Source organism: Amycolatopsis sp. NBRC 101858, from assembly GCF_030269325.1.
Lineage (GTDB): Bacteria > Actinomycetota > Actinomycetes > Mycobacteriales > Pseudonocardiaceae > Amycolatopsis > Amycolatopsis ponsaeliensis.
In genome coordinates this window covers 152,170-177,649 of sequence record NZ_BSTD01000001.1, presented here as the reverse complement: position 1 = coordinate 177,649, position 25,480 = coordinate 152,170, and the positions used below count along the sequence as shown (strand labels likewise).

At 71.6% G+C, this 25,480-nt stretch carries 22 protein-coding genes; 10 read left to right on the top strand and 12 right to left on the bottom strand.

The window, feature by feature from the left end; all coding sequences use genetic code 11:
• The first annotated feature begins 23 nt into the window (after nucleotides 1-23).
• The gene (locus QSK39_RS00800; protein ID WP_285475729.1) at nucleotides 24-389 is read left to right on the top strand and encodes a VOC family protein; all 366 of its coding nucleotides are present in this window, start codon (nucleotides 24-26) and stop codon (nucleotides 387-389) included.
• Here QSK39_RS00800 and QSK39_RS00795 read toward each other — a convergent pair.
• From QSK39_RS00795 to QSK39_RS00780, 4 genes are read right to left on the bottom strand one after another with little or no spacing between them, the layout of a single operon-like run.
• Nucleotides 373-1,074 carry a helix-turn-helix transcriptional regulator gene (locus QSK39_RS00795; protein WP_285475728.1) on the bottom strand — a complete coding sequence of 234 codons (702 nt, stop codon included), beginning with the start codon at nucleotides 1,072-1,074 and terminating at the stop codon, nucleotides 373-375. The genes QSK39_RS00800 and QSK39_RS00795 overlap by 17 nt on opposite strands.
• Before the next feature lie 31 nt (nucleotides 1,075-1,105).
• Nucleotides 1,106-1,846 carry an adenosylcobinamide-GDP ribazoletransferase gene (locus QSK39_RS00790; protein ID WP_285475727.1) on the bottom strand — a complete coding sequence of 247 codons (741 nt, stop codon included), beginning with the start codon at nucleotides 1,844-1,846 and terminating at the stop codon, nucleotides 1,106-1,108.
• Nucleotides 1,843-2,856, bottom strand: coding sequence for a nicotinate-nucleotide--dimethylbenzimidazole phosphoribosyltransferase (gene cobT / locus QSK39_RS00785; RefSeq protein ID WP_285475726.1), 1,014 nt, complete (start codon nucleotides 2,854-2,856; stop codon nucleotides 1,843-1,845). Before cobT ends, QSK39_RS00790 begins: the two co-directional genes overlap by 4 nt.
• Nucleotides 2,857-2,869: 13 nt before the next feature.
• The gene (locus QSK39_RS00780) at nucleotides 2,870-3,472 is read right to left on the bottom strand and encodes a bifunctional adenosylcobinamide kinase/adenosylcobinamide-phosphate guanylyltransferase (RefSeq protein ID WP_285475725.1); all 603 of its coding nucleotides are present in this window, start codon (nucleotides 3,470-3,472) and stop codon (nucleotides 2,870-2,872) included.
• 36 nt (nucleotides 3,473-3,508) lie between these two features.
• On the opposite strand from QSK39_RS00780, the gene QSK39_RS00775 reads away from it, so the two are divergent.
• Both QSK39_RS00775 and QSK39_RS00770 read left to right on the top strand, forming a co-directional pair.
• Nucleotides 3,509-4,441: a cobalamin biosynthesis protein gene (locus tag QSK39_RS00775; protein WP_285475724.1), complete on the top strand. Its 933-nt coding sequence runs from the start codon at nucleotides 3,509-3,511 to the stop codon at nucleotides 4,439-4,441.
• A 40-nt stretch (nucleotides 4,442-4,481) separates the two neighbouring features.
• Entirely contained in the window at nucleotides 4,482-5,963 is a 1,482-nt protein-coding gene (locus tag QSK39_RS00770) for a cobyric acid synthase (protein ID WP_285475723.1), read from the top strand.
• On the opposite strand, the gene QSK39_RS00765 is transcribed toward QSK39_RS00770, so the two are convergent.
• The 3 genes from QSK39_RS00765 to QSK39_RS00755 all read right to left on the bottom strand — a co-directional run bounded on the left by QSK39_RS00765 (nucleotide 5,960) and on the right by QSK39_RS00755 (nucleotide 7,392).
• Nucleotides 5,960-6,325: a hypothetical protein gene (locus QSK39_RS00765; protein WP_285475722.1), complete on the bottom strand. Its 366-nt coding sequence runs from the start codon at nucleotides 6,323-6,325 to the stop codon at nucleotides 5,960-5,962. The two genes, QSK39_RS00770 and QSK39_RS00765, sit on opposite strands and share 4 nt — an antisense overlap.
• An 80-nt stretch (nucleotides 6,326-6,405) precedes the next feature.
• Nucleotides 6,406-7,164 carry a CbtA family protein gene (locus QSK39_RS00760; protein WP_285475721.1) on the bottom strand — a complete coding sequence of 253 codons (759 nt, stop codon included), beginning with the start codon at nucleotides 7,162-7,164 and terminating at the stop codon, nucleotides 6,406-6,408.
• A gap of 18 nt (nucleotides 7,165-7,182) precedes the next feature.
• Nucleotides 7,183-7,392, bottom strand: coding sequence for a CbtB domain-containing protein (locus tag QSK39_RS00755; RefSeq protein WP_285475720.1), 210 nt, complete (start codon nucleotides 7,390-7,392; stop codon nucleotides 7,183-7,185).
• A 196-nt stretch (nucleotides 7,393-7,588) separates the two neighbouring features.
• Here QSK39_RS00755 and QSK39_RS00750 point away from each other — a divergent pair, with 196 nt between their 5' ends.
• On the top strand, nucleotides 7,589-8,488 hold the full coding sequence (locus QSK39_RS00750; protein ID WP_285477890.1) for an ROK family protein: 900 nt from the start codon (nucleotides 7,589-7,591) through the stop codon (nucleotides 8,486-8,488).
• Between the two features lie 247 nt (nucleotides 8,489-8,735).
• On the opposite strand, the gene QSK39_RS00745 is transcribed toward QSK39_RS00750, so the two are convergent.
• Entirely contained in the window at nucleotides 8,736-10,133 is a 1,398-nt protein-coding gene (locus tag QSK39_RS00745; protein ID WP_285475719.1) for a Dyp-type peroxidase, read from the bottom strand.
• Between the two features lie 224 nt (nucleotides 10,134-10,357).
• Nucleotides 10,358-10,996: an RICIN domain-containing protein gene (locus QSK39_RS00740; RefSeq protein WP_285475718.1), complete on the bottom strand. Its 639-nt coding sequence runs from the start codon at nucleotides 10,994-10,996 to the stop codon at nucleotides 10,358-10,360.
• A 269-nt stretch (nucleotides 10,997-11,265) separates the two neighbouring features.
• On the opposite strand from QSK39_RS00740, the gene QSK39_RS00735 reads away from it, so the two are divergent.
• The 3 genes from QSK39_RS00735 to QSK39_RS00725 all read left to right on the top strand — a co-directional run bounded on the left by QSK39_RS00735 (nucleotide 11,266) and on the right by QSK39_RS00725 (nucleotide 13,582).
• Entirely contained in the window at nucleotides 11,266-12,252 is a 987-nt protein-coding gene (locus QSK39_RS00735) for an ArsR/SmtB family transcription factor (RefSeq protein WP_285475717.1), read from the top strand.
• Between the two features lie 132 nt (nucleotides 12,253-12,384).
• Nucleotides 12,385-13,260, top strand: coding sequence for a hypothetical protein (locus tag QSK39_RS00730; protein WP_285475716.1), 876 nt, complete (start codon nucleotides 12,385-12,387; stop codon nucleotides 13,258-13,260).
• Nucleotides 13,261-13,282: 22 nt separating this feature from the next.
• On the top strand, nucleotides 13,283-13,582 hold the full coding sequence (locus QSK39_RS00725) for a hypothetical protein (RefSeq protein ID WP_285475715.1): 300 nt from the start codon (nucleotides 13,283-13,285) through the stop codon (nucleotides 13,580-13,582).
• Nucleotides 13,583-13,591: 9 nt separating this feature from the next.
• Here the strand turns inward: QSK39_RS00725 and QSK39_RS00720 are convergent, their stop codons facing one another.
• Entirely contained in the window at nucleotides 13,592-14,164 is a 573-nt protein-coding gene (locus QSK39_RS00720; protein ID WP_285475714.1) for a TetR/AcrR family transcriptional regulator, read from the bottom strand.
• Between the two features lie 81 nt (nucleotides 14,165-14,245).
• Here QSK39_RS00720 and QSK39_RS00715 point away from each other — a divergent pair, with 81 nt between their 5' ends.
• On the top strand, nucleotides 14,246-15,118 hold the full coding sequence (locus QSK39_RS00715; RefSeq protein WP_285475713.1) for an SDR family oxidoreductase: 873 nt from the start codon (nucleotides 14,246-14,248) through the stop codon (nucleotides 15,116-15,118).
• A gap of 57 nt (nucleotides 15,119-15,175) precedes the next feature.
• Here QSK39_RS00715 and QSK39_RS00710 read toward each other — a convergent pair whose 3' ends face one another.
• Complete coding sequence (locus QSK39_RS00710; RefSeq protein WP_285475712.1) at nucleotides 15,176-16,627, bottom strand: glutamate synthase subunit beta; 1,452 nt, start codon at nucleotides 16,625-16,627, stop codon at nucleotides 15,176-15,178.
• Nucleotides 16,620-21,191, bottom strand: a complete 4,572-nt coding sequence (gene gltB, locus QSK39_RS00705; RefSeq protein WP_285475711.1) for a glutamate synthase large subunit — start codon at nucleotides 21,189-21,191, stop codon at nucleotides 16,620-16,622. The genes QSK39_RS00710 and gltB overlap by 8 nt, the downstream gene beginning before the upstream one ends.
• A gap of 542 nt (nucleotides 21,192-21,733) precedes the next feature.
• Between gltB and QSK39_RS00700 the strand changes: the two genes are divergently transcribed.
• Together QSK39_RS00700 and QSK39_RS00695 are read left to right on the top strand one after the other, a co-directional pair.
• The gene (locus QSK39_RS00700; RefSeq protein ID WP_285475710.1) at nucleotides 21,734-22,363 is read left to right on the top strand and encodes a YigZ family protein; all 630 of its coding nucleotides are present in this window, start codon (nucleotides 21,734-21,736) and stop codon (nucleotides 22,361-22,363) included.
• Between the two features lie 382 nt (nucleotides 22,364-22,745).
• Nucleotides 22,746-25,457 carry a GH92 family glycosyl hydrolase gene (locus tag QSK39_RS00695; RefSeq protein WP_285475709.1) on the top strand — a complete coding sequence of 904 codons (2,712 nt, stop codon included), beginning with the start codon at nucleotides 22,746-22,748 and terminating at the stop codon, nucleotides 25,455-25,457.
• The last annotated feature ends 23 nt before the right edge of the window (nucleotides 25,458-25,480 follow it).

Here is a 25,480-nt window from a genome sequence, read left to right as displayed (position 1 = left end):
GGTGCGGCAGTGGAAGGAACGACATGCCCCGATTCAACGACGTCGCCTGGTTCGAGATCGGCGCCGCCGACCCGGCGGCTGCCGAACGGTTCTACGGCGAGGTCTTCGGCTGGAGCGTCGCGCAGGACGACTCGGCCAGCACCGACGCCGCCTACCGGGTGATCGACACCGGCGGCTCGCGCGGCGGGCTCTTCGCGACCAAGGGTGAAATGCCCGATTACGCCGTGTTCACCGTGCTCGTCGAGGACGTCGACGCCGCGTGCCGCCGGGTCGAGGAGGCCGGGGGAAAGGTGCAGCGGCCGCCGGCCGTCAACCCGGTCGGCGTGAAGTTCGCGCACGTGCTGGACCCGGCCGGCAACCACTTCTCGGTGTTCACTCCGCCAAGCTGAGCTGCTCGACCACGCCGTACGGGATGTCGAGGTCCTCGCGCCGCAGCGGGCGGTGCGGGGGTACCTCGGCGGTGACCGCGATCGACTTGATCCGGTCGGTGCGGAAGGCGCGGATCTCTTCGCGCAGCCGGCACCAGGCCACCAGGTACCAGTGCTCGGGCTTGCCGACGAACCCCAGCGGCTCGATCTCCCGCCGCGTCTCGGCGCCGCCACGATCGCCGTAGCCGATGCGCAGGACGCGGCGGGTGACCAGCGCGTCGGCCAGCACGCGGGGGATCGGCGGGAGGTCGCGCGGGTCTTCGAGGAAGTGGACCCGGCCGGCCAGGGCTTCGGCCGCCGCGGCGTCGTCGGCCTGCATCGCGGCGACGAGCTTGCGCAACGCCGAGCTCGCTTCGGTGCGGAACGGCGTACCGGCCAGCCGCTTGAGTGCCATCGCCATCGCGACGGCCTCGCCGGGGGTCAGGTTGACCGGCGGCAGGGTGCGTGCCTTGTCGAGGCAGTACCCGCCGGTGCGGCCGGGTTCGGCGTAGATCGGCGTGCCCGACTGCTGCAGCGCGCTGATGTCCCGCTCGACCGTGCGGGTGCTGACTTCGAACCGGTTCGCGAGCCAGCGCGCGCTGCGGGGCCGCGGCGCGACGGCGCGCAGTTCTTCGACGAGGGCGTAGAGACGGTCGGTCCGGTTCACGGTCGGGACCTTAGGCGTGGGGTACGACGTTTTAGGCGAGTGCGAGCAGCGAGGCGGCGACGGCGACCTCGACCCCGGCGCCGAGGACGTCGCCGGTGACTCCGCCGAGCCGCCGGGTGCACCTGGCCAGGAGAGCCGCGGTCACGGCGTAGGCGAGCACCACGGCCAGCGGGCCCCGCCACCAGGCCATCCCGGGGATGAGCGTGGCGAGCCCGGCGGCGGCCACGGCGATCCCGACCGCGACGGTTCTCGGGACCGAGCCGGCGACGGTCGCGCCCAGTCCCTCGGGCCGCGCCGACGGAACGCCGCGCGCGCACGACATCGAGAGCGTGCAGCGCCCGATGAGGACCGCCACCGCCGCCGTCACCGGCTGCGCGGCGGTCAGGGCGCCGACCTGGACGAGCAGGACGAAGACGAGCGTCGCGACCCCGGTGGGGCCGGAGTCCCCGCGGCGCATCACGTCGAGGGCCTTGGCGCGGTCGTAGGAGGCACCGAGGCCGTCGGCGGTGTCGGCGAGCCCGTCGAGGTGCAGGCCCCGGCTCCCGAGCGCGACGGCTCCGAGCGCGAGGGCGGCGGTGGCGATCTTCGGGATATCGAGGGCGTTCCCACCGGCGACGACGAGCCCGGCGGCCGCGGCGAGCGGGAGGGCGGCGAGCGGGGCGAGCATCATGGCGCCCCCGGCCACGCGCCGGTCGATGACGCGGGGCGCCGGGACGGGGATGGTGGTGAGCGTCCCGGCGGCCAGCCGCGCGGAGTCGGCCCAGCGGCTCAAGCGAGGTCCGCCAGCAGGCCCATGTCCGCGATGATCGCCCGCGCCGCCCGCAGTGCCGGGACCGCCTGGACCGCCCCACTGCCTTCGCCCAGCCGCAGCCCGAAGTCCAAGATCGGTTCCAGCCCCAGCGCCTTCAGCGCGAACGCCTGCGAAGGCTCCGTGGACCGGTGCCCGGCCAGCCACCACCGCTCCGCGCCCGGCGCGATGTCCCGCGCGACCAGCGCCGCCGCGCCGGAGAACACCCCGTCCAGCAGCACCGGGATCCGTCGCAGCGCCGCCTCGACGAGGAACCCTGCCGTCGCCGCCACGCACGCGCTGCCCAGGGCCGTCAACCGCTCGAACGGGTCCTCGACCCGGGCCGCCGTCCGGGCCAGGGCCGCCGCGACCGCCGCCGTCTTGCGCTCCAGCCCGGCCGCGTCGACGCCCGTTCCCGTGCCGACCACCTCGGCCGCCGGCAGGCCCAGCGACGCCGCCACCAGCGCCGCGCACATCGCCGTGTTGCCGATGCCCATGTCGCCCGGGATCAGCACGTCCGCGTCGGCCTCCTCGCGGGCGATCGCGCGGCCCGCCTCGAACGCCGCCTGCGCCTCACCCGGCGCCAGGGCGTCCTCGACGTCGATCGAGCCCGAGCCGCGGCGGATCTTGTGCGCGGTGACGGAGGCGGGGACGTCCGCGCCGTCCCAGTCGACGCCCAGGTCGGCCACGCGGACCCGCGCGCCGACCTGCGCCGCGAGGACGTTCACACCGCTCTTGCCGGCCAGGAACACCCGCACCATCGCCGCGGTCACCTCGCGCGGGTACGCCGACAGCGCCGACACGCCGTGGTCGCCGGCGAAGACGACCACCCGGACGTCGTCCAGCGGGCGCGGCGGCACGCTCCCGTGCGCCGCGGCCAGCCAGGCGGCGATCTCCTCCAGCTTGCCGAGCGCGCCGAGCGGCTTGACCAGGCCGTCGAGCCGGTCGAGCGCGGCGGCGCGGGCGGCGGGGTCGGGCGCGGGTACGTCGAACACGGGAGCCTCCTGGCTACAGGTCGAGCGCCCGGCCCGCGACGACCAGCACGACCCGGTCGGCGTCGGCGGACACCCGGTTGTTCAGTGCGCCCAGCACATCACGGAACAGCCGTCCGGACGACGTTGCGGGCACCACACCGCTGCCGACCTCGTTGCTGACCGCGACCACCGGGACCCGCGCCGCGGCCCAGGCGGCCAGGAAGTCCTCGAGCCGGTCGTCGAGCCGGTGCTCCCAGCCCGGCTTCTGCCGCCACGCGCCGACGTCGTCCAGCACCCGGGACAGCCAGGTGCCGAGGCAGTCGATCAGCAGCGGCTCGGTCGCCTTCCGGAGGGTGCCCGCGAGGTCCGTCGTCTCGACGGTCTTCCAGTTCGCCGGCCGCCGCGCTTGGTGCGCGGCCACCCGTGCGGCCCATTCGGGATCGTCGTCGCTCGCGGGCAGGCCGGGCGCGACGTAGACGAGGTGCGGGTGGCGGGCGACGAGCCGTTCGGCGTGCCGCGACTTCCCCGAGCGGACACCGCCGAGGACCAGCACCTTGACTTCGTCGCGGCCGTACCGGCGAAGGGCGCGTGCCAGGTTCTCGAGGTACCCGGCGAGCCGGCGGGTCAGCTTGGTCATACCCGGCATTGTGGTGCACGCGCTACCGTGCGCCACGTGCCACTCCGTCTAGGGACAACCGCTGCCGGACTCGTTACCGGATATGCCGCCGACACCCTGTTCGGCGACCCTCGACGGGGGCACCCGGTCGCGATCTTCGGTTCGGCGGCCGCGCGCCTCGAACGCGTCCTGTGGGCGGACTCGAAGCCGCGCGGAGCCGTGTACGCGGGGTTGTGCGCCTTCGGTGCTGTCGGCCTCGGCGTCGCGCTTCAGACGGCGACGCGGCGACGTCCCTTCGCGCGCTTCGCGCTCACTGCCGCGTGTACGTGGGCAGTGCTCGGCGGACGCGGCCTCGCCGCCGAAGGCGCCGAAATGGCCCGCCTGCTCGAAGCGGGCGAAGTACCTTCGGCGCGTACGCGGCTGTCGCACCTCTGCGCGCGCGACGCGACGACGCTCGACTCCGCCGAGCTGACCCGCGCGGCGACCGAGTCGATCGCCGAGAACACCTCGGACGCGGTGGTCGCGCCGTTGTTCTGGGGCGCGGTCGCGGGGATGCCCGGGTTGCTCGGCTACCGCGCGCTCAACACGCTCGACGCGATGGTCGGGTACCGGTCGCCGCGGTACCGGAACTTCGGCTGGGCCGCGGCGCGCGCCGACGACGTGGCCAACCTGGCGCCGTCGCGGATCGGAGCAGTGCTCACGGCGTTGTGCGCGCCGCTGGTGGGAGGCCGCACGCGGGGTGCGTGGCGGGTCTGGCGCCGCGACGGCGGGCAGCACCCGAGCCCGAACGCGGGCCAGGTCGAGGCGGCGTTCGCGGGGGCGCTGGACATCCGGCTCGGCGGGACGAACAGCTACGGCGGTGAGGTGGAGAGCCGAGCCCGGCTCGGCGAGGGCCGCGATCCGGAGCCGGTCGACTTGAGGAGGGCGGTGCGGTTGTCGCGGCTGGTCGGGCTCGCCGCGGTGGTGGCCGCCGCCGGGGTGGCCCGATGAGCGGCCTCTTCACCGCGGGGACGATGTCCGGGGTGGCCCGATGAGCGGCCTCCTCATCGCCGGCACCACCTCCGATGCCGGGAAGAGCCTCGTCACCGCCGGGGTCTGCCGGTGGCTTGCCCGCCAAGGCGTCCGCGTCGCCCCCTTCAAAGCGCAGAACATGTCCAACAACTCCATGGTCTGCGCCGACGGTGCCGAGATCGGGCGCGCCCAGTGGCTGCAGGCCCGCGCCGCGCGGGTCGAACCCGAAGCCGCCATGAACCCCGTTCTGCTCAAGCCCGGCAGCGATCGGCGCAGTCACGTCGTCGCGCTCGGGAAGCCCTTCGGGACCCTCGAAGCCGGCGAGTACGCCACCGGCCGCGCCGGGCTCGCCGAGATCGCCTTCGCCGCCTACGAAGACCTCAGCTCCCGCTACGACGTCGTCGTCTGCGAAGGCGCCGGCAGCCCCGCCGAGATCAACCTGCGCGGCGGCGACTACGTCAACCTGGGGCTCGCGCGCCGGTTCGGGCTGCCCGTGCTCGTCGTCGGCGACATCGACCGCGGGGGCGTCCTGGCCGCCATGTTCGGCACCCTCGCCCTGCTCTCCGCCGAGGACCAGGCGCTCGTCGCCGGCTGGGTGGTCAACAAGTTCCGCGGCGACGTCGGCCTGCTGCGCCCCGGCCTCGACAGCCTCGAGAAGGTGACCGGCCGGCCGGTGCTGGGCGTGCTCCCGTGGCTCGACCGCGTCTGGATCGACTCCGAGGACGCCCTCGCCGCCGCGGGCTGGCGCCGGGAGGCCCACGGCCCCGGGTTGCGGGTGGCCGTCGTGCGCTTCCCGCGCGCGTCCAACGCCACCGACGTCGACGCCCTCGCGGCCGAACCCGGCGTCACCGTGACGCTCACGGCCGACCCCGACACCGTCGCGGCGGCGGACGTCGTGGTGCTGCCCGGCTCGCGCGCCACCGTCGACGACCTGGCCTGGCTGCGCGACCGCGGCCTCGACACAGCGGTCGCCGCGCGCGCCGCGGCGGGCCGGCCGGTGCTCGGGATCTGCGGTGGCTACCAGATGCTCGCCGAGTCCATTGTGGACGACGTCGAGTCCGGCGCCGGCGCGGTGCCGGGCCTCGGCCTGCTGCCGGCGCGCGTGACGTTCGCCGCGGAGAAGGTGCTCGCCCGCCCGTCGGGCGACTGGCGGGGCAACCGCGTCGACGCGTACGAGATCCACCACGGCTCGGTGACGATGGCGTCGGCACAGGAGTCCTTTTTGGACGGCGCGCGCCGGGGTGCGGTCTGGGGCACGATGTGGCACGGCGCCTTCGAGAACGACGCCTTCCGCCGCGCGTGGCTCACCGAAGCCGCGGCCCAGGCCGGGGTCGCGTGGACCCCGGCCGCGGACGCGCCCGGCTTCGCCGAGCTGCGCGAAGAGATGCTGGAGAAGCTGGCCGACGCGATCGGCGAGCACCTGGACACCGCGGCGCTGCGCACCCTGCTCGACCGGGGCGCGCCGACGGACCTGCCATTCGTCCCGCCCGGTGTGCCCTAACCGTCCGCTCGCCGCCCGCCGAGGGCGATGACCACGAGGGCGATCGCGGCCGGGATGGCCAGGAAGACCAGCACGAACACGTGACCGCGCGACGCCGAACCGGTGATCAGGCCGGTCAGGCCGAGGACGATCCCGGGCGCGCCCACCCAGACCAGCAGCAGCTGCCGCGTGGCTGTTCGCTTGCCGGTGCGCCGCCAATACGGAAGGCCGATCAGCGCCACGACGAACGGCGCCGCGGCCACCACCCAGACGGCCGTCCACTCGCCCACGCCGATCGAGGTCAGCCAGTCGGCGCCGATCGGCGAGAGCGCCATGAGAGACCAGATCAGGAACACCGTCAGGATCGTCTGCCGGTTCGTCACCGTTTCCCCCTCGTGATCGCCGTCTTGACGATCACGCCCGAACAGGCCGGCCGGTTGTTCCGGCCGGCCCGATCACGAGGTCACGATGCGGTGACGGCCGCCTTCTTCGTCAGCGACTTCTCCGCGAAGGCGCCGAACGCCAGGCCCAGCGCCAGCCACAGCGTCAGCTGCGTGCCGATCGAAGCCGTGCGGAAGCTCCACAGCGTCGAGGCCGGGAAGTCCGCCGGGACCTCGTCGACCACCGGCATCAGCCAGGCCACCACGGCGATCACGACGAGGTAGCCCGCCGCGGCCAGGAGGAAGCCGTTCCACGCGCCGAAGCGGTCCGCGAGCTTGCGGCCGAACACCGTCGCGAGGATGCCCGCCAGCAGCGAGACCGCGACGAAGCCGAAGTACAGCTCGGTGCGCGAGCCGATCGTGCCCGGCTGGCCCACCGCCGGCGGGTTGGCCGGGTACTTCAGGAACGGGACCAGGAACACCACGGCGAACGCGCCGCCGGTGAGCAGCAACGCCGTCACGCGGGGGCGGAGGCTGCCGAGGCGGCCCTGGGCGAACGCGAAGGCGAGCGAAAGCAGGCCGCCGATCGCGACGCCGTAGACCAGGACGCCGGTGAGCAGCCCGACGGTGCTCTGGATGTCCCGCGGGACGAGCTCCTCTTCGGGTTCCTCGGCCGGCGCGGGGGTGGCGCCCGCGTCGTGGGAGTGGGCGTGGCCGCCGGACTCTTCGAGGCCGATGGCGGTGTTCACGGACGGCTCACCGAAGGCGTAGGCGAACCCGAACGCGAGCACGCCGGCGATCAGGCCCGCGAGCATGCCGCGGACCAGCAGGGTCTTCATCATGGGAGGTCGTGCCGCCGATCAGTGGCAGGGGAAGGCCAGCAGGTGCCGGCCGTCGTGCACGAACTCGTGGACGTAGTTGTTCGCGAACACCGCCGTCGCGCCCTGCTCGGCGCTCACGAAGTACAGCGCGATCAGGGCGAGGAGCACCACGAACACCGCCCACGGCACGATCTCACGGATCGGGATGCGGATCGGGAGCGGAACGGCGGGAGCTGCCGTTTGGGACATGAGCGTGGCCTCCTCGGGCTTTCGCGGCCTCATCGGGGTCTCCACGAAGGGATCCGGGTCTGGCTTCCCCCTGGCGGGGGTCACAGTGGCGCGACCGCGCGGACTTTCACCGCGTTCCGGAATCTCCTCGTCTGGCCGGTTGAGCGTAGGTCCGCCGTTCGGGGCGCGTCAATGTGACAATGCCGCGGTGACTCGAATGGTGGCGGCCCTCGATGTGGGCGGGACGACGATCAAGGCAGCGCTGCTGGACGAGCAGCTCCAGCCCCGGGCGGCGCTGCGCGCGGAGACGGCGCGCAGCGCGGACGGCACGGCGCTGGCCGCGCAGGTCGTGGACATCGTGGCCGCGTTGTCCGCGCAGGCCGGGACCGAGGCGCCGGCCGCGGTCGGCGTGGTCGTGCCCGGGATCGTGGACGAGGAGACCCGCGTCTGTCATTTCTCGGCCAACCTCGACTGGCGTGAGGTCCCGTTCGGCGAGCTGCTGGAGGAGCGGCTCGGGCTGCCGGTGGCGTTCGGGCACGACGTCACCGCGGGCGGCATCGCCGAGTTCCGCGTGGGCGCGGGCCAGGGCGCGACGAACGCGGCGTTCATCCCGGTCGGCACCGGGATCGCGGCCGCGCTGCTGCTCGACGGCCGGATCCACCGCGCGCACGGGCAGGCGGGCGAGGTCGGGCACATCGACGTGGGCCACCCCGGCAAGTGCGGCTGCGGAGCGATCGGCTGCCTGGAGGCGATTTCCTCGGCGGCGGCGATCGCCCGCCGCTACACGGAGCGCACGGGCCGCGCGGCCGACGGCGCCCGCGAGGTGGTCGACCTGGCCCGCCACGGCGACGAGGTCGCGGTGGCGGTGGTCCAGGACGCCCTCGACGGCCTGGGCCACGGAATCCGCACGTTGCTGACCCTGCTGGGCCCGGAGGTGATCATCCTCGGCGGCGGCCTCTTCACGGCGGCGGACTACGTGCTGGAGCCGGTGCGCGAGTGGCTGGCTTCGCATCTGACATTTCAGCGGATGCCGGAGTTGCGGATCGCGAAGCTGGGCGACGAGGCCGGACGGCTGGGGGCGGGGCTGCTGGCTTTGGACCGGCTGGCGGAGTTGTGAGCGACGGGGTCATGCGGTTCACGGCGTTCGGCGGGTCGAGGAGCGGAGTGGGAAGCCCGGCCGCCGGGGTGGCGGCGGGGTCGCCGGCTGTGGACCTCCTCGACCCGGCCTGACTTGCCGAGCCGGGAGGACCTCGACTCCCGCCGCTTCGACGGCTGCTACCTGGGCTGGGTCCCCGCCACGGTCACGGCGGATCGTGGCGGGGGCCGCGTCGACCCCTCCGCCGCCCTCCCCGACGGCAAACTGGTCAGAGCGCCCGCAGGAAGGCCAGCGACGGCATGAAGAAGTACTCACCGCCCCGCAGCGTCACCGACTGTGGCACCGGATCGGCCGTGCGCTGGGCCGATCCGCCCCATTCGACCGTGTAGTCCGACGTCCCGCGCTCGCCCTGGCCGATCACCGGGTCCAGGCCCGGCGTCACGCCGTCGATGATCGGGAAGCCCGGGTTGTCCGCCCAGACCGCCTGCGTGAACTCGAACTGGTTGCCCAGCACCGAGTTGAACGCCATGAACAACAGCCCGACCCCGCCGCTCGGGCGCGCCGCGGGTGGGACGTCGGCGTTCGGGTCGTCCGGCCGCTCGCCGTAGGTGACGCCGCGGCGGGCCATCAGGTGCAGGCGCTCGCCGGGCGGTTCCTCGGCGCCGCCGGATCCGCGGGGGTTCGTCTTGCGGATGTGCGCCTGGAACGGGCACTTCAGCGCCGCGCGGTCGCTGTCGTAGGTGAAGTTGTTCGACACCGGGCTTTCCGCGCCGTCTTCGCGCTGGGTGGTCAGCGGCGTGCCGTCCTCGAACCGGCCGATGATCATCGCGCCCGCGCGCTCGCGGTCGTCGCCGGTCAGGCCGAGTGTGTCGGCCAGGTCCGCCTCGGCCTGCTTGAACCGCCGCACGTTCTGCTCCAGCTTGCGGAAGACGAAGTAGCTGCCGAAGTGCAGGGCCGGATCGGGCGCGGCGGTGTCCGGCACCAGCACCTGGGACAGCGGCGCCGCCGGGTTCCACACGTTGATGCCGTCGGTGTTGTTCTTCTCCGCGTCGACGTCCTCGGTGAGGAACAGCGGCTGGCTCCGGCCGTCGACGTACCCGAAGTGCTCGATTCCCTCGCCGCGCGCGTTGACGCGGCCGAGGCCGGTCTCCTCCGCGAGCACGGTGACGGAGTCGGGCAGCAGGTCCAGGATTTCGTTGCGCCGCGCGGTCATCGCCTTGTCCGTGGCGTCGCCGACGAGCGCGACCGCGTGGATTTCCGCGTGGTAGCCCGGATCGAACGTCGAGCGCGGCGGGTCGTTCAGCCTCCGCCGGGTCTCCGGTGCCGCCATCCCGCGCAGGAATGCCTCGTCCTGCGGGAAGTTCTCGACGCCGAGGGCGCGGTAGCCGGCCGCGGTGAGCCCCACCCCGACGTACGGCGTGCCCGCCGCGCCGCCGCCCTTGAACGCGCCGACTTCGTCGAGGTGGGCCTGGGCGGACTTCATCTTCCCGGTGAGCGAGACCAGGAACGCCCGGGCCTCCGCCGCGTCGCCGAATCCCAGCAGCAGTGCGGAAAGATGGTCGCGGACGTGGGCCTTGAGGATGTTCGGCTGCAGTTCGCCGAGCATCACCCCGGCGTCCCCGGTCGCGGTGGTCCAGGACAGCGTGGTGGACAGGTCGACACTCATGTGCGGGCTCCCCTCCCGTGAACGGGTGCACGCCCGGCCGAAGCTCCCCCTCGCCGGCGCGTGCCCCCTGGAACCAGGTTGCTGCCGCCGCGATCCCGCGTGCCACCGAAACCGGGTCATTCACACGAAAGATCAAGTTGAGCGCCGAACCGTTCGCCGGCAACGAAAACGCGGGCCCCGCCCGGGACCCGCGTTTCCGATCAGTGACTCAGTCGGTCAGTGGCTCAGTACCACCACTGCGACTTGCCCCCGGCGATGTAGTCCCACAGCTGCAGCCGCGTGCCGTTGGAGCCGACCGAACCCTCGCCGGTCAGGTACCGGTTGTTCTGCGGGCTCTGCAGGCGCAGGTAGCCCTCCGGGTTCACGGTGTCGGCCCACCACTGGTTCTTGGCGGCCGCGCGGTAGTCCCACAGCTGGACCTTGGTGCCGTTGGCGCCGGCCGTGCCGAGGTCGGCGTCGAGGTACCGGCCGCTCTGCACGTTCTGGAAGCGCAGGTAGCCCTCCGGGATGCGGGTGATGTAGAACGCCTGGTTCGCGGCGTACACGTCGCAGTCCCACAGCTGCATCTTCGTGCCGTTGCCACCGATCGTGCCGAGGTCGGCGTCCCAGCAGCGGCCGAAGGCGGCGGACTCGATCAGGTAGGCGTCGGCCTCGGCGACGTTCGCCCCGGCGACCCCGGCGGTGGACCGGTGAGCGGCACCCACCTTCGCCGGGCGCAGCTTGATCCCGCCGGCGAGCGCCGAGACCGCGGTTCCCTGGCCCTCGGCCGGAGCCGGAGCCGCGCCGGCCTGCGGGACGGAAACCAGCCCGAACAGCCCCGCCGCGGCGGCGACCGTCACCATCAGCCGCTTCATCTTCGTCATCGTTCCCCTTTTCGTCGGTTCACCCCGTGGTCACGAAGGAAGAAGGCAGGCGCGATCCGGCCCCGGGTCCACCGTGGACCCGGCGCGAGGACGTGCCGGCGAATCCCCCTCGTCGAGACCGTCAAACCCCCGAAAGCGGTCTCCGGAATCCATCATTCAGTGCGCTCCCGCCGTCGTCGAGGTCATTTCCGCGAGGGGACAGAACGCACGTCAGGCGTGTAACGGAACGGAACCGGCGCCGATAGAGGGGCAGACACCAGGGGGAGCACGTGCGCATCGAGCTGACGTTGCCGGACCTCGTCCGCGTCGGGCTCGCGGCCGCGGCCGACCCGATGGGCGAGCTCGCCGGGAGCCTGCAGATCCTGCAACGGCGCGACGGCGGCCGCGCGGCGGCTTCGGCGGCGTTCAACCGGTGGCGCTACCGCGTGTGGCAGAGCCTGCCCGACTCGGCCGCGGTGCTCATGTGGCTCTGCCGGCCGGACGCGCCGATCCCGGGGTTCGTGCTGCCCTCGGCGGGGCGCTACGAGCTGGAGTCCGGGCTCACGGCGGTGCTGAAGACCGACTCGGTGAGCCTGAAGACGGCGCTGCGCACGGCGCCGCCCGACCGCGACCTGCCGGCGTGGGCCGCCGCGTTCGCGGACGGCGACACCGCGGGCCTGCCGCGGCTGGTCCAGGCCATGCGCGAGTACCACGAGGTCGCGCTCGCCCCGAGCTGGGACACCGTGTCCGGCCAAGTGGACGCCGACCTCGGGATGCGCACGCAGCTGCTGCTCCACGGCGGCGTCGACGCGCTGCTGACCGGCCTCCGCCCGCTGGTGCGCTGGGCGGCGCCGGTCCTGGAGACCGACGACCGGATCCCGGGCACGGTCCCGTCCGAGGGCACCGGCCTGCTGCTGGTGCCGACGTACTTCTCGGTGTGCCCGGCCCTGGTCCCCGCGGCCCCGGGCGGCACGCCGCGGCTGCACTACCCGTGCGTCCGCCAGGCCGCGCCGCCCGCGGGTTTCGGGCACGGGGCGCACAAGGCGTCGGGCAAGGCGCTGGCGGACCTGCTGGGCCCGACCCGCGCGGCGGCGCTGGCGGTGCTGACGGTGGGCTGCTCGACGTCCGAGCTGGCGGCGCGGCTGGGGGTCACGCCGTCGGCGGTCAGCAAGCACACCACGGTGCTGCGGCGCGCCGGGCTGATCATCACGCACCGGGAGCGCAACACCGTGCTGCATTCGCTGACGCCCTTGGGCAGCGCTCTCCTGGACAGCTGACCGGGGAGCGAATCACCTTTCGCCCGGCATCCGCGCATTCGGTTACCGGTCATTTCCACGTCAGTTGTCCGGGGCCGGTAGCGGAATTCCCGCGGCCGCCGACATCCGCCCCGAGAAACGCGGGAGGCGGAGATGAACCAGGGAAGACTTCGGGCGACTGTGCTGGCCACCACTGTTGTCATCGGCGTGGCCGGGCTCGCGGGCTGTGCCACCGGGCCGGTCGACCGGCGGGCGTTGTGCACCGAATTCGACCTGCTGGGCTCGGAAATGCTGCTGGGGACCGGCTTTCTCGACAACGCCGTCTTCGCCACCGCCGACGACCTCGCCGACCTGGCCGACCGGTACCAGGGCGGCGGCCTGGGCCGCGACGCCGACGCGCTGGCGCGGATCGCCGATTCCGACCGGACGAGCGGGCTGGAACTGACGAACGCGACGTCGGGGACCGCGGAGGTCTGCGGGCACCCGCTCGGTTTCGGGACGACGAGCTACTCGGGCACCGGCAGCGGGAGCACCCGGGCGAACGGGGGTTACGGCAGCTACGGCTATCCGACTCCCACGACGTCGACGGCGTCGGTGCCCTACACCGAGCCGTCCACGGCGCCGCCGACGACCGCTCCGGCCGATCTCGAGACGTCCGCGCGGGCCACTCTCCAGCAGCAGGTGGACACCGACCGGACCCAGGTGGAAACCCTGGCGGACAAGTGGGTTCCGCAGCTGTCGTCGAAGAGCTACGGCCTGGTGGCGGACGGAAGGACCTACGACTACGGCGCGATCTGGACCGACTTCACGACGACCCGGCAGTCCTACCCGTCGGCCGTGCTGCTCTGGTCCGGCGACTACACGAGCTACACCAAGGGCGACTTCTGGGTCACGGTGGCGAGCACTTCGTTCGGCTCCGGCGCCGAGGCCAACGCCTGGTGCGTCGCCGAACACCTCGACGCCGACCACTGCTTCGCCAAGCTCGTCTCGCACAGCCACGGACCCAAGGGCAGCACCCTGCCCCGCTGAACCGCCCGAGAGAGGAAGTGTCATGAACTGGAGCGCTTACGAAGTCTTCAGCCTGCTCAGCGGTGTCGTCATGGTCGGGGTCGCCTTCGCGCCCAAGGTCAAGGCGTCCGAACGGTTCTGGGCCGTCGTCAGCGGGGCTTTCCTGATCGGCTACGCGATCTACGTCGCCAACCAGACGAGCGGGACCTTCACCTTCCCGTGGATCATCTTCGTGATTCCCTTCGCCGCCGCCGGCTACCTCGTGGTGCAGGCCGTCTCGAGAAGCCGGGAGGCCGAAAACCGGCAGAACGACGACCGGCAGAACGAAGACCGGACTCGGTGACGCGGTGCCTCAGCCGAGCTTGGCCGTCGCCTCGACGAGTTCCGCCAGTGCTTCCCGGGCCACTTCCCCGAAGTCGCGTTCGTTCGCCGGGTCCAGCCAACGGGCGAAGCCCGTCGTGAACGCCAGCCCGCCGATCTCCGCGGCCAGGCTCGCCGCCGGGTCCGGCACGCCCCGCTCTCGCAGCGCGTCCGCCATCGCGGCCCGGAGCTTCGCCTTCTTCAGCAGCTCGCGCTCCCGCAGGTCGCTGTGGCCCGAGACCACCGCTCCGACCTTGCGCGCCCACTCGCGGTGGTCGGGGCCGAACGCCGTCTCGGTGGCCGTCAGCGCGGCCGAGATCGCCTCGATCGGCGTCGCCGAGGCGGGGGCGGCGGCGATCGCCTCCGCGAAGATGCGGCTCAGGATGTCCTGGCCCGCGAACAGTACTTCGCGCTTGTCGGCGAAGTGCCGGAAGAACGTCCGCTTGGTCAGCCCGGCGCGCTCGGTGATCTCCGCGACCGTCACCTCGTCGTAGCCGCGCTCGAGGAACGACTCCACCGCGGCGCGCACCAGCCGCTCGCGTGCGTTCGGCTCCCAGCGGCTCATGCTGCCAGCTTAGGCGATGACACCTGGTGTCGTCATTCGTGCTACGTTGATGGCACCAGGTGTCATCACAGGGAGGTTCTCATGCGTGTCTTCGTCACCGGGGCGAGCGGCTGGATCGGCTCGGCCCTCGTACCCGAACTGCTCGGCGCCGGCCACCAGGTCGTCGGCCTCGCCCGGTCGGACGCCTCCGCGGCGGCCGTCGAAAAGCTGGGCGCCGAGGTGCTCCGCGGCGGCCTGGACGACCTCGAAACGCTCAAGACCGGCGCCGCGAACGCCGACGGTGTCGTCCACCTCGCCTTCGGCCACGACTTCAGCCGGATGGAAGCCGCCATCCGCACCGACGCGGCCGCCGTCGACGCCATGGCCGCCGTGCTGGCGGGCAAGCCGCTGATCGCCGCCTCCGGGACGCCGTCGGTGCCCGGGCGCGCGGCGACCGAAGCGGACGATCCGGCCGGCTTCGGCCCGGTCGCGGGCCGGATGGACAACGCCCGTGCCGTCGTGAAGACGGCCGAAAACGGCGTCCGCGCGTCGGTGGTCCGGCTGCCGCGGTCGGTCCACGGTGAGGGGGACGCCCACGGGCTCATCGCGCGGCTCATCGCCGCGGGGCGGGAGAAGGGCATCGCCGCCTACGTCGGGGACGGGACGGCCCGCTGGCCTGCCGTGCACGTCCTGGACGCGGCCCACCTGTTCCACCTGGCGCTGGAGCACGCCCCGGCCGGCTCGGTGCTGCACGCGGTGGGCGACGAGGGCGTGGCGATCCGGGACGTCGCGGAGGTGGCCGGACGGCGGCTCGGCCTGCCGGTCACGTCCGTCGAGGCCGACGAGCTCGGCTTCCTCGGCGCGATCCTGGCGATCGACCAGCCGGCCTCCAGCACGACGACCCAAGAGCTGCTCGGCTGGCAGCCGACGCACCCGGGACTGCTGGACGACCTCGAAAAGGGTTACTACGGCTGAGAAGTGGGACAGCGCCGGCGGAGGTGGCGACAGTGACACCTCCGCCGGCGCCGGGCCTTACGCGATCGGCCGGTCCGTCGGCGCGATCGGGGCGGGCAGGACGTCCCGCCCGGTCAGGTAGGCGTCCACGCCGGCCGCCGCGCTGCGGCCCTCCGCGATCGCCCAGACGATCAGGGACTGGCCGCGGCCCATGTCGCCGGCCACGAAGACGTTGTCCAGGCTCGTCTTGAACGCCTTGTCGCGCGCCACGTTGCCGCGCGCGTCCAGCTCGACGCCGAGGTCTTCGATCAGGCCCTTCTTCTGCGGCCCGAGGAAGCCCATCGCCAGCAGCACCAGCTGCGCGGGCAGCTCGCGCTCTGACCCTTCAACGGGGACGAACTTGCCGCCCTCGTTGCGCACCTCGACCAGCTTCAAAGCGCGAACCCGGCCGGCGTCGTCGCCCAGGAACTCCTGGGTGTTCACCGCGTACATCCGCTCGCCGCCCTCTTCGTGCGCCGAGGACACCCGGTAGATCATCGGGTAGGTCGGCCACGGGTGGGCGTCGGACCGGCTCTCCGGCGGCTTGGGCATGATCTCGAGCTGCGTCACCGAACGCGCGCCCTGGCGGTGCGACGTCCCGACGCAGTCCGCGCCGGTGTCGCCGCCGCCGATCACGACGACGTCCAGGCCGGAAGCGTCGAAGGGCGACGACTCGAGATCCCCGGAGGCGACCCGGTTGGCCGGCGGCAGGAACTCCATTGCCTGGTGGATGCCGTCGAGCTCGCGGCCGGTGATCGGCAGGTCGCGCCAGTCGGTCGCGCCACCCGCGAGCACCACGGCGTCGTAGGACGCCTGCAGCTCGGCCGCCGAGACGTCGACGCCGACGTTCACCGAGGTGCGGAACTCCGTGCCCTCGGCCTCCATCTGCGCGAGGCGCCGGTCGAGCCGGTGCTTCTCCATCTTGAACTCGGGGATGCCGTAGCGCAGCAGCCCGCCGATCTTGTCGGCCCGCTCGAGGACCACGACGCTGTGGCCCGCGCGCGTGAGCTGCTGCGCCGCGGCAAGTCCCGACGGGCCGGACCCGACGACCGCGACCTTCTTGCCCGTCTTCGCGGTGGGCGGCTGCGGGGTCACCCAGCCCTCTTCGAAGGCGCGGTCGACGATGGAGATCTCGACGCGCTTGATCGTCACCGGGTCGTCGTTGATGCCGAGCACGCACGCCGTTTCGCACGGTGCCGGGCACAGCGTGCCGGTGAACTCCGGGAAGTTGTTGGTCGCGTGCAGCCGTTCGCCGGCCTGGCGCCAGTCTTCCCGCCACACCAGGGTGTTCCACTCCGGGATGAGGTTCCCGAGCGGGCAGCCCTGGTGGCAGAACGGGATGCCGCAGTCCATGCAGCGGCCGGCCTGCTTCTCCAGCTTCGTCGACGCGAAGTCCTCGTAGACCTCGCGCCAGTCCATCAGCCGCAGGTCGACCGGGCGGCGCTTCGGCTCTTCGCGGGTGGTGGTCAGAAAGCCCTTGGGGTCAGCCATGTGCGGCCTCCATGATCGCCTCGTTCACGTCGCGCCCATCGCGCTCGGCCTGCACCTGGGCGGCGAGCACGCGCTTGTAGTCCTTCGGCATGACCTTCCCGAAGCGGTCGACACCCGCGTCCCAGTCGGCCAGCAGCTCCCGCGCGACAGCGGATTCCGTTTCGTCGTAGTGCTTTTCCAGCGTCTCGCGCAGGAAGTCCGCGTCCTCGGAGTCGAGCGGGTCGAGGTCGACCATCTCCGGGTTGACGCGGTGCGCGGGCAGGTCCAGCACGTAGGCGATGCCGCCGGACATGCCGGCCGCGAAGTTGCGCCCGATCGGGCCGAGCACGACCATCCGGCCGCCGGTCATGTACTCGCCGCCGTGGTCGCCGACGCCTTCGACGACGGCCAGCGCGCCCGAGTTGCGCACGCAGAACCGCTCGCCGACCTTGCCGCGGATGAAGATCTCGCCGCTGGTCGCGCCGTAGGCGATCACGTTGCCGGCGATGATGTGGTCCTCGGCGGCGATCCGCGCCTCCTTCGGCGGGCGCACGATCAGCCGGCCGCCGGAGAGGCCCTTGCCGACGTAGTCGTTGCCGTCGCCGTAGAGCCGCAGCGTGATGCCCTTCGGCACGAACGCGCCGAACGACTGGCCGGCGGTCCCGGTGAAGGTGACGTCGATGGTGTCGTCGGGCAGGCCCTCGCCACCCCAGCGCCGGGTCAGCTCCGAGCCGAGCATCGTGCCGACGGTCCGGTTCACGTTGCGGACCGGCAGCTCCAGCCGCACCTTGTCACCCGAGTTGAGGGCGCCCTCGGCGAGCTGGATCAGCGTGTTGTCGAGCGCCTTCTCGAGCCCGTGGTCCTGCAGCGTCTGCTGCAGCCGCAGCCCCGCCGGAGCCATGTCGGGCACGTGGAAGATCGGCGACAGGTCGAGCCCGGCCGCCTTCCAGTGCTCGATCGCCTTGCGCTTGTTCAGGAACTCCGCGTGGCCGACGGCCTCGGCGATCGACCGGAAGCCCAGCTCGGCCAGGTACTCGCGCACTTCCTGGGCGATGAACTCGAAGAAGTTGACGACGTACTCGGCCTTGCCGCTGAACTTCTCGCGCAGCTTCGGGTTCTGCGTCGCGACGCCCACCGGGCACGTGTCGAGGTGGCAGACGCGCATCATGATGCAGCCCGACACCACCAGCGGTGCGGTCGCGAAGCCGAACTCCTCGGCGCCGAGCAGCGCCGCGATGACGACGTCACGGCCGGTCTTGAGCTGGCCGTCGGTCTGCACCACGATCCGGTCGCGCAGCCGGTTGGCCAGCAGCGTCTGCTGCGTCTCGGCCAGGCCGAGCTCCCACGGGCCGCCCGCGTGCTTGATCGACGACAGCGGCGACGCCCCCGTCCCGCCGTCGTGGCCGGAGATGAGCACGACGTCCGCGTGCGCCTTCGACACGCCCGCCGCGACCGTGCCGACGCCGACCTCGGACACCAGCTTCACGTGGATGCGGGCCTTCGGGTTGGCGTTCTTGAGGTCGTGGATCAGCTGGGCGAGGTCTTCGATCGAGTAGATGTCGTGGTGCGGCGGCGGCGAAATCAGGCCGACGCCCGGCGTCGAGAACCGCGTCTTCGCGATCCACGGGTACACCTTCGCGCCGGGCAGCTGCCCGCCTTCGCCGGGCTTGGCACCCTGCGCCATCTTGATCTGGATGTCGTCGGCGTTGACGAGGTACTCGCTCGTGACGCCGAACCGGCCGGACGCGACCTGCTTCACGGCGCTTCGCCGCTCCGGGTCGTACAGGCGCTCGGCGTCTTCGCCGCCCTCACCGGTGTTGGACTTGCCGCCGAGGCGGTTCATCGCGATGGCGAGGGTCTGGTGCATCTCCATCGAGATCGAGCCGTAGGAGATCGCGCCGGTGGCGAACCGCTTGACGATCTCGGAGATCGGTTCGACCTCGTCGATCGGCACCGGCGCCCGCTTGCCGTACTCGAAGTCGAACAGCCCGCGCAGCGTCAGCAGCTTCTCGGCCTGGTCGTCGACGGCCTTCGTGTACTCCTTGAAGATCTCGTACTTCCCGGACCGCGTGGAGTGCTGCAGCTTGAACACCGTCTGCGGGTTGAACAGGTGCGGCTCGCCCTCGCGGCGCCACTGGTAGTCCGCGCCGGTCTCCAGCTCGCGGTGGGTGGCGCGGACGCCGTCGGCCGGGAACGCGTACGCGTGGCGCTTCGCGACCTCGTCGGCGAGCGTCTCGAAGCCGACCCCGCCCAGGCGGGACGTCGTGCCGGTGAAGCAGTTCTCGATGACCTCTTCGCCGAGCCCGATCGCCTCGAAGATCTGCGCGCCGGTGTAGGACGCGACCGTCGAGACACCCATCTTGGACATCGTCTTGCGGACGCCCTTGCCCAGCGCCTTGATGAGGTTGTACGTCGCTTCCTTCGGCGTCACGCCCGGGATCAGGCCCTGGCGGGCCATCTCCTCGACGGTCGCCATCGCGAGGTACGGGTTCACCGCGGCGACGCCGTAGCCGATGAGCAAGGCGATGTGGTGCACCTCGCGCGCGTCGCCCGCCTCGACGATGAGGCCGACCTGCGTGCGCGTCTTCTCGCGGACGAGGTGGTGGTGCACCGCGCCGGTCAGCAGCAGCGAGGGGATCGGCGCGTGGTTCTCGTCGACGCCGCGGTCGGACAGCACGATCAGCCGCGCGCCGTCCTCGATCGCCTCGGACACCTCGGCGCGGATCTCGTCGAGCCGCTGGATCAGCGCCTCGCCGCCGCCGTGGACGTTGTAGCGGCCGAGCACGGTGACCGCCTGGAACTCCGGCAGGTCGCCGTCGTCGTTGACGTGCACGAGCTTGGCGAGCTGGTCGTTGTCGAGCACCGGGAAGGGCAGCGCGATCCGGCGGCAGCTGGCAGCGTTGCCGGCCAGCAGGTTCGGCTCGGCACCGATCTGCGCGCCGAGCGCGGTGACGAGCTCCTCGCGGATGGCGTCCAGCGGCGGGTTGGTCACCTGGGCGAACAGCTGGATGAAGTAGTCGAAGATCAGCCGCGGCCGGCTGGACAGCGTCGCGATCGGCGAGTCGTTGCCCATCGAGCCGATCGGCTCCGCGCCGGTGCGGGCCATCGGCTCGAGAATGGCTTCGAGCTCTTCCTCGGTGTAGCCGAACGCCTGCTGGCGGCGCACGAGCGCGGCGTGCAGCGGCACTTCGCGGTCGCGCTCGGGCAGGTCTTCGAGGTTCACCAGGCCGGCTTCGATCCACTCGTCGTACGGGTGGGCGGTGGCCAGCTCGGTCTTGATCTCGTCGTCCTCGACGATCCGGCCCTCGGCCGTGTCGACGAGGAACATCCGGCCGGGCTCGAGGCGTCCCTTGCGGACGATCGTCGCCGGGTCGATGTCGAGCACGCCGACCTCGGAGGCGAGCACGACGAGGCCGTCGTCGGTCACCCAGTACCGGCCGGGGCGCAGGCCGTTGCGGTCCAGGACCGCGCCGATCTGGCTGCCGTCGGTGAAGGCCACGAGCGCCGGGCCGTCCCACGGCTCCATGAGCGTCGAGTGGAACTCGTAGAAGGCGCGTCGCGCCGGGTCCATTTCCTGGTGGTTCTCCCAGGCTTCCGGGATCATCATGAGAACCGCGTGCGGCAGCGACCGGCCGCCGAGGTGGAGCAGCTCCAGCACCTCGTCGAAGCTCGCCGAGTCGCTGGCGCCGCGCGTGATCACCGGGTAGATCCGCTTGAGGTCGCCCGGGACCAGGTCGGTTTCGAGGAGGGCTTCGCGGGCGTCCATCCAGTTGCGGTTGCCGCGCAGGGTGTTGATCTCGCCGTTGTGCGCGACGTAGCGGTACGGGTGCGCGAGCGGCCACGACGGGAAGGTGTTGGTGGAGAAGCGGGAGTGCACGAGGCCGATGGCGCTGGTGACGCGCTCGTCGGTCAGGTCGGCGAAGAACCGCTCGACCTGGCCCTCGGTGAGCATTCCTTTGTAGACGATGGTGCGCGAGGACAGCGACGGGAAGTACACGTCGTCGTCGGCCAGCTCGTGCTCGACCCGCTTGCGGACGCAGAACGCGCTGCGCTCGATGTGCAGCGGGTCCGAGTGCTCCGGCTTCGGGCGGCGCGCGGCGAGGAACAGCTGCGTGAAGTGCGGCATGGTCTCGGCGGCGGTCGGCCCGCAGTGCTCGGTGTGCACCGGCAGCTCGCGCCAGCCGAGGACGCGCATGTCCTCTTCGGCGGCGATGCGCTCGATGGTCGTCATGGCCCGGCCGCGGCGCTTTTCTTCCTGCGGCAGGAAAGCCGTGCCGACGGCGTAGGTGCCGGGCTCGGGGAGCTCGAAGTCCACGACGTCGCGGTAGAACTCGTCGGGGATCTGGATCAGCAGCCCGGCGCCGTCGCCGGTGTCCGGTTCGGCGCCCCGCGCCCCGCGATGTTCCAGGTTGCGCAACGCGACCAGGGCCTTCGCGACGATCGCGTGATCTCGGCGGCCGGTCAGGTCGGCGACGAAGGCGACACCGCAGGCGTCGTGTTCGTAGTCGCTCCGGTAGAGGCCCTCGGCCTCGGCGTTGCTGAGCTGCTGCCCCGTGGGGGACAGGGAACGGGCACGGTGGGTCACGGCTGGCCGCCTCCCAAGGCGTTGGCGCGACCGGTACTCACTCCATCGTGTGGTTCGAGCTGAACCGGTTAACGAAGTGGTCCGGTACCGCGATGGTCAGTCGAGAACAGTTGCTGTTGTCGGCGTTGAAGAAGTGCAAGATGCCGCGAAGCGTCGGCCGGGCTTCGATGCTCGGAAACCGGACGCGGGTCATCTGGGAGGCCGCACAGCGCTGGGCAGCCGAACATGTCGGTCCTGCTTTGCGCGCACAGGCAGACCACTGTGGTGGGGGTCAGCCGGAGCGCGCGGTGTTACTCCCGGGTTCGCCGGGTCTTATGACGATAGTGTGAATTCGCTGTTATCGACATACGTCGTTGTCCCCGGGTGGGAAATGCCACGCTTACGTTGACGGGTCCCAGGGTAGTCCCATATGCCGGGCTGGCGCTCCCGTCTTCCGGTCGATGTTGCCCTTGACCTGCGGAAATGTCTGTCCCGAGTGGTCCGGGGCACGTGTCGCGGCACCTGCGCGGAGTGGCAAGCTGGGTGCATGGCGGACTCGTCCGATGACTGATCGTTATCTCTCCGTGGCTCGATCCGGGGTCCACGAGGTCGAGATCAAGCGGTCCCGGTTCCTCTGCGCGCTCGCCCCGGTGACGTCGGAAGAGGCCGCGCGCGAGTTCATCGCGGGCCGCCGCCGCGCCGAACCGGGGGCGCGGCACCACTGCCACGCGTTCGTTTTGGGGCCTGATGGGCGAACCCGGCGGTCCAGTGACGACGGTGAGCCGGCCGGCACCGCGGGCCTCCCGATGCTGGAAGTGCTGCGCCGCCGCGAAGTCACGGACACGGTCGCGGTGGTGAGCCGCCACTTCGGGGGAGTGCTGCTCGGCGCGGGCGGGCTGATCCGCGCGTACGGTCAGTCCGTTTCGGACGCGCTGGAAGTGGTTGGTGTACTAGAACACCGGCGGCTCAGGCTCGTGGAAGTGGCGGTGAGTTACGACCGCGCGGGCCGGCTCGAGAACGACCTGCGCGCGTCGCCGTACTTGGTGCACGCGACCCGCTTCGACGCTCTGGCGCGGTTCGAGATCGGGCTGGCGCCGGAGGAGGGGCCGGAGTTCGCGAGCCGGCTCGCGAACCTGACGAACGGCGAAGCGACGACGACGGAACTCGGCGACCACTGGATCACGGCCCGCTGACGTCGTGTCGACCTCTCAATCACGCGAGTTGACCTCCCAATCACGTGTGTCGGCTTTCCGGTCACGCCTCCGGCATCGCGGCGTGGGCGTGAAGAGTCGACACGCGTGATTGAAGGGTCGACACGCGTGATCAGAGGGACGACACGGGTGGTCCACCGGTACTGAGTGGTCCGGTCGCGGAACCGGTTGGCGCACAACGGACTTTCGGTGCTTCCGCGACAGGGTCCCGCCGTGGCACCATGTCGTGCCACCGAGTTCCGGTACCACTTCGATCGCCACAACGTCGTCAGCGCGGTCTGTTCCGTGTTGACAACGTTGTCAGAAACGCTTGCTCGACAACGTTGTCGCCCGGCGGAAGCGTGCGACAAGGAGGGAAGGTTCCATGTCCGGACCACTCGCCAGACGGCTGCGCGGGGCCGCGCTCGCCGCGATCGTCGCGGCCGGAGGGCTCGTCGCGCTGCCCGCCGCACCGGCCGGCGCTGCCACGTTGGCCCTTACGCAGTACGTGAATCCCTTCATCGGCACCGACAACAGCAACTCCCCGAACCCCGTGCCCGGCGGCGCCGGCGGCAGCACCTACCCGGGTGCCGCCGTGCCGTTCGGCATGACGCAGTTCAGTCCGGACACCCCGACCGGATCGCCGTCCGGGTACCGCTACAGCGACACCAGCATCGAAGAGTTCAGCCTCACCCACTTCAACGGCGCCGGCTGCCCCAACAACGAAGACCTCGGCCTGCTGCCGATCACCGGCGCCATCGGGACTTCGCCGGGCACCGGCTGGACGGGCTACGCCGGCCGCTACACCAAGGCGAACGAATCGGCCGCGCCCGGCTACTACAAGAACAAGCTCGACAACTACAACACCACCGTCGAGCTGTCCGCGACCCAGCGGTCCGGCTTCATGAAGCTGACCTACCCGAACACGACGTCCGCGCGGCTGCTGGTCAACCCCGGCCGCAGCGCCACCGGCAACCGCGCCGGCTCGATCAGCATCAGCGGCAGCCAGCTCACCGGATCGGCGACCGGCGGCGGTTTCTGCGGCTCGTCGAAGACGTACCAGATCTTCTACGTCATCCAGTTCGACCGCGCGCCCAGCGGGTTCGGCACCTGGCTCGGCGGCACGGTGAGCGCCGGGTCCGCGAGCACCAGCGGCACCAACGCCGGCGGCTACGTCACCTTCGACACCTCGAGCAACACGACCGTGCAGGCGAAGGTCGGCATCTCGTTCGTCAGCCTGGCCAACGCGCAGGCGAACCTCGCGGCCGAGAACCCCGGCTTCGACTTCGCCGGGACGCGCGCCGCGGCCGACACGAGCTGGAACACCATCCTCAACCGCGTCCAGGTGACCGGCGGCGCGGCCGCGGACCTGCAGAAGTTCTACACGGCGCTGTACCACGTGTTCCAGAACCCGAACATCGCCAGCGACACCAACGGCCAGTACCGCGGGTTCGACCAGGCGATCCACACCGCGTCGCACACCGTCTACCAGAACTACTCCGGCTGGGACATCTACCGGTCCTGGGCCGCGCTGATCGGGCTGGTCGCGCCCAATGAAGCGAGCGACATCGCGAAGTCGATGGTGCTCGACGGCCAGCAAGGCGGCCTGCTGCCCAAGTGGTCGCACAACAACAACGAGCACTTCGTGATGACCGGTGACCCCGGGCCGATCGTCGTCGGCAGCATGTACGCCTTCGGCGTCCGCGGCTTCGACACCGCGGCCGCGCTGACGCTGATGGACAAGAGCTCCAACGGCGGCACCGCGCAGGGCGGGGCGATCCGCGGCCGCCAGTCCGGGTACGTCAGCCGGCACTACGTCACCGAAGACCCGTCGGACTCGCTCGAGTACTCGGCGTCGGACTTCGCGGTGGCGCAGTTCGCGAAGGCCGTCGGTGACACGACGAAGTACACCACTTACATGCAGCGCGCCCAGTGGTGGCAGAACGTGTTCGGCCCCGACTCGGGCTACATCCAGCCGCGCGGCAGCACCGGCACGTGGGCCTGGCCGGTCGTGCCGTCCAGCAACAGCGGGTACACCGAAGGCAACCCGTCGCAGTACACGTGGATGGTGCCCTACAACTACCAGGGCCTGATCAACCTGATGGGCGGCCCGAAGACCGCCGTCCAGCGGCTGGACCACCACTTCACGCAGCTCAACGGCGGCCTCACGCAGCCGTACTTCTACATCGGCAACGAGCCCGAGCACGGCGTGCCGTGGGCGTACAACTACGCCGCCCACCCGCAGGGCACCAGCTCGGCGGTGCGGCGGGTGATGAACGAGTCGTTCACCACCGGGGCGGGCGGCGAGCCCGGCAACGACGACCTCGGCGCGACCTCGGCGTGGTACGTCTTCGCCGCGCTGGGCATGTACCCGGCGACCCCGGGTGCGGACGTCCTGGCCCTGCACGGCCCGTTGTTCCCCTCGGTCTCGATCATCCGCCCGAGCGGCACGATCCAGATCAACGGCAGCGGCGCGGGCCAGGGCACGCAGTACGTGCAGAGCCTCAGCGTCAACGGGACTTCGACGACCAAGTCGTGGATCCGCTACGGCGACATCGCGAGCGCGTCGACGCTCAACTACACGATGGGCTCGTCGCCGAGTGCCTGGGGCACGAACGCGGCGGACGTCCCGCCGTCGTACAACGACGGGTTCACGCCGCCGGCCACCGCGCCGGACCTCGGCACGAACCTGGCGCAGGGCAAGGCGGCCACGGGCTCGGCGGCGTGCAACTCGGCCGAGGGCGCGGCCAACGCGGTCGACGGCAGCCTGGCGAACAACAGCAAGTTCTGCTCGACCGCGGCCACGAAGTTCCTGCAGGTGGACCTCGGGTCGGCGCAGAACGTGTCGTCGTTCGTGGTCAAGCACGCCGGCCTGGGCGGTGAGACGACCGGCTGGAACACCGGTGCCTTCACGATCCAGACGTCGACGGACGGCACGAACTGGACGACGGTCGCGACCGTGACCGGTTCGCGGGCCAGCCGCACGTACAGCCCGATCACGACCCGGTCGGCGCGGTACGTGAAGCTGAACCTCACCACCCCGGCCAACGACGGCAACGGCGCGGCCCGGATCTACGAGTTCGAGGTCTACCGCTGACGTGGCGGGCTCGTGAGCGCTTC

Coding starts and splice junctions, on each gene's coding strand:
- QSK39_RS00800 (WP_285475729.1), top strand. CDS start 24: ATGCCCCGATTCAACGACGTCGCCTGGTTCGAGATCGGCGCCGCCGAC.
- QSK39_RS00780 (WP_285475725.1), bottom strand. CDS start 3,472: ATGACCAAGCTGACCCGCCGGCTCGCCGGGTACCTCGAGAACCTGGCA.
- QSK39_RS00770 (WP_285475723.1), top strand. CDS start 4,482: ATGAGCGGCCTCCTCATCGCCGGCACCACCTCCGATGCCGGGAAGAGC.
- QSK39_RS00760 (WP_285475721.1), bottom strand. CDS start 7,164: ATGATGAAGACCCTGCTGGTCCGCGGCATGCTCGCGGGCCTGATCGCC.
- QSK39_RS00755 (WP_285475720.1), bottom strand. CDS start 7,392: ATGTCCCAAACGGCAGCTCCCGCCGTTCCGCTCCCGATCCGCATCCCG.
- QSK39_RS00750 (WP_285477890.1), top strand. CDS start 7,589: ATGGTGGCGGCCCTCGATGTGGGCGGGACGACGATCAAGGCAGCGCTG.
- QSK39_RS00745 (WP_285475719.1), bottom strand. CDS start 10,133: ATGAGTGTCGACCTGTCCACCACGCTGTCCTGGACCACCGCGACCGGG.
- QSK39_RS00740 (WP_285475718.1), bottom strand. CDS start 10,996: ATGACGAAGATGAAGCGGCTGATGGTGACGGTCGCCGCCGCGGCGGGG.
- QSK39_RS00730 (WP_285475716.1), top strand. CDS start 12,385: ATGAACCAGGGAAGACTTCGGGCGACTGTGCTGGCCACCACTGTTGTC.
- QSK39_RS00725 (WP_285475715.1), top strand. CDS start 13,283: ATGAACTGGAGCGCTTACGAAGTCTTCAGCCTGCTCAGCGGTGTCGTC.
- QSK39_RS00720 (WP_285475714.1), bottom strand. CDS start 14,164: ATGAGCCGCTGGGAGCCGAACGCACGCGAGCGGCTGGTGCGCGCCGCG.
- QSK39_RS00715 (WP_285475713.1), top strand. CDS start 14,246: ATGCGTGTCTTCGTCACCGGGGCGAGCGGCTGGATCGGCTCGGCCCTC.
- QSK39_RS00710 (WP_285475712.1), bottom strand. CDS start 16,627: ATGGCTGACCCCAAGGGCTTTCTGACCACCACCCGCGAAGAGCCGAAG.
- QSK39_RS00700 (WP_285475710.1), top strand. CDS start 21,734: ATGACTGATCGTTATCTCTCCGTGGCTCGATCCGGGGTCCACGAGGTC.
- QSK39_RS00695 (WP_285475709.1), top strand. CDS start 22,746: ATGTCCGGACCACTCGCCAGACGGCTGCGCGGGGCCGCGCTCGCCGCG.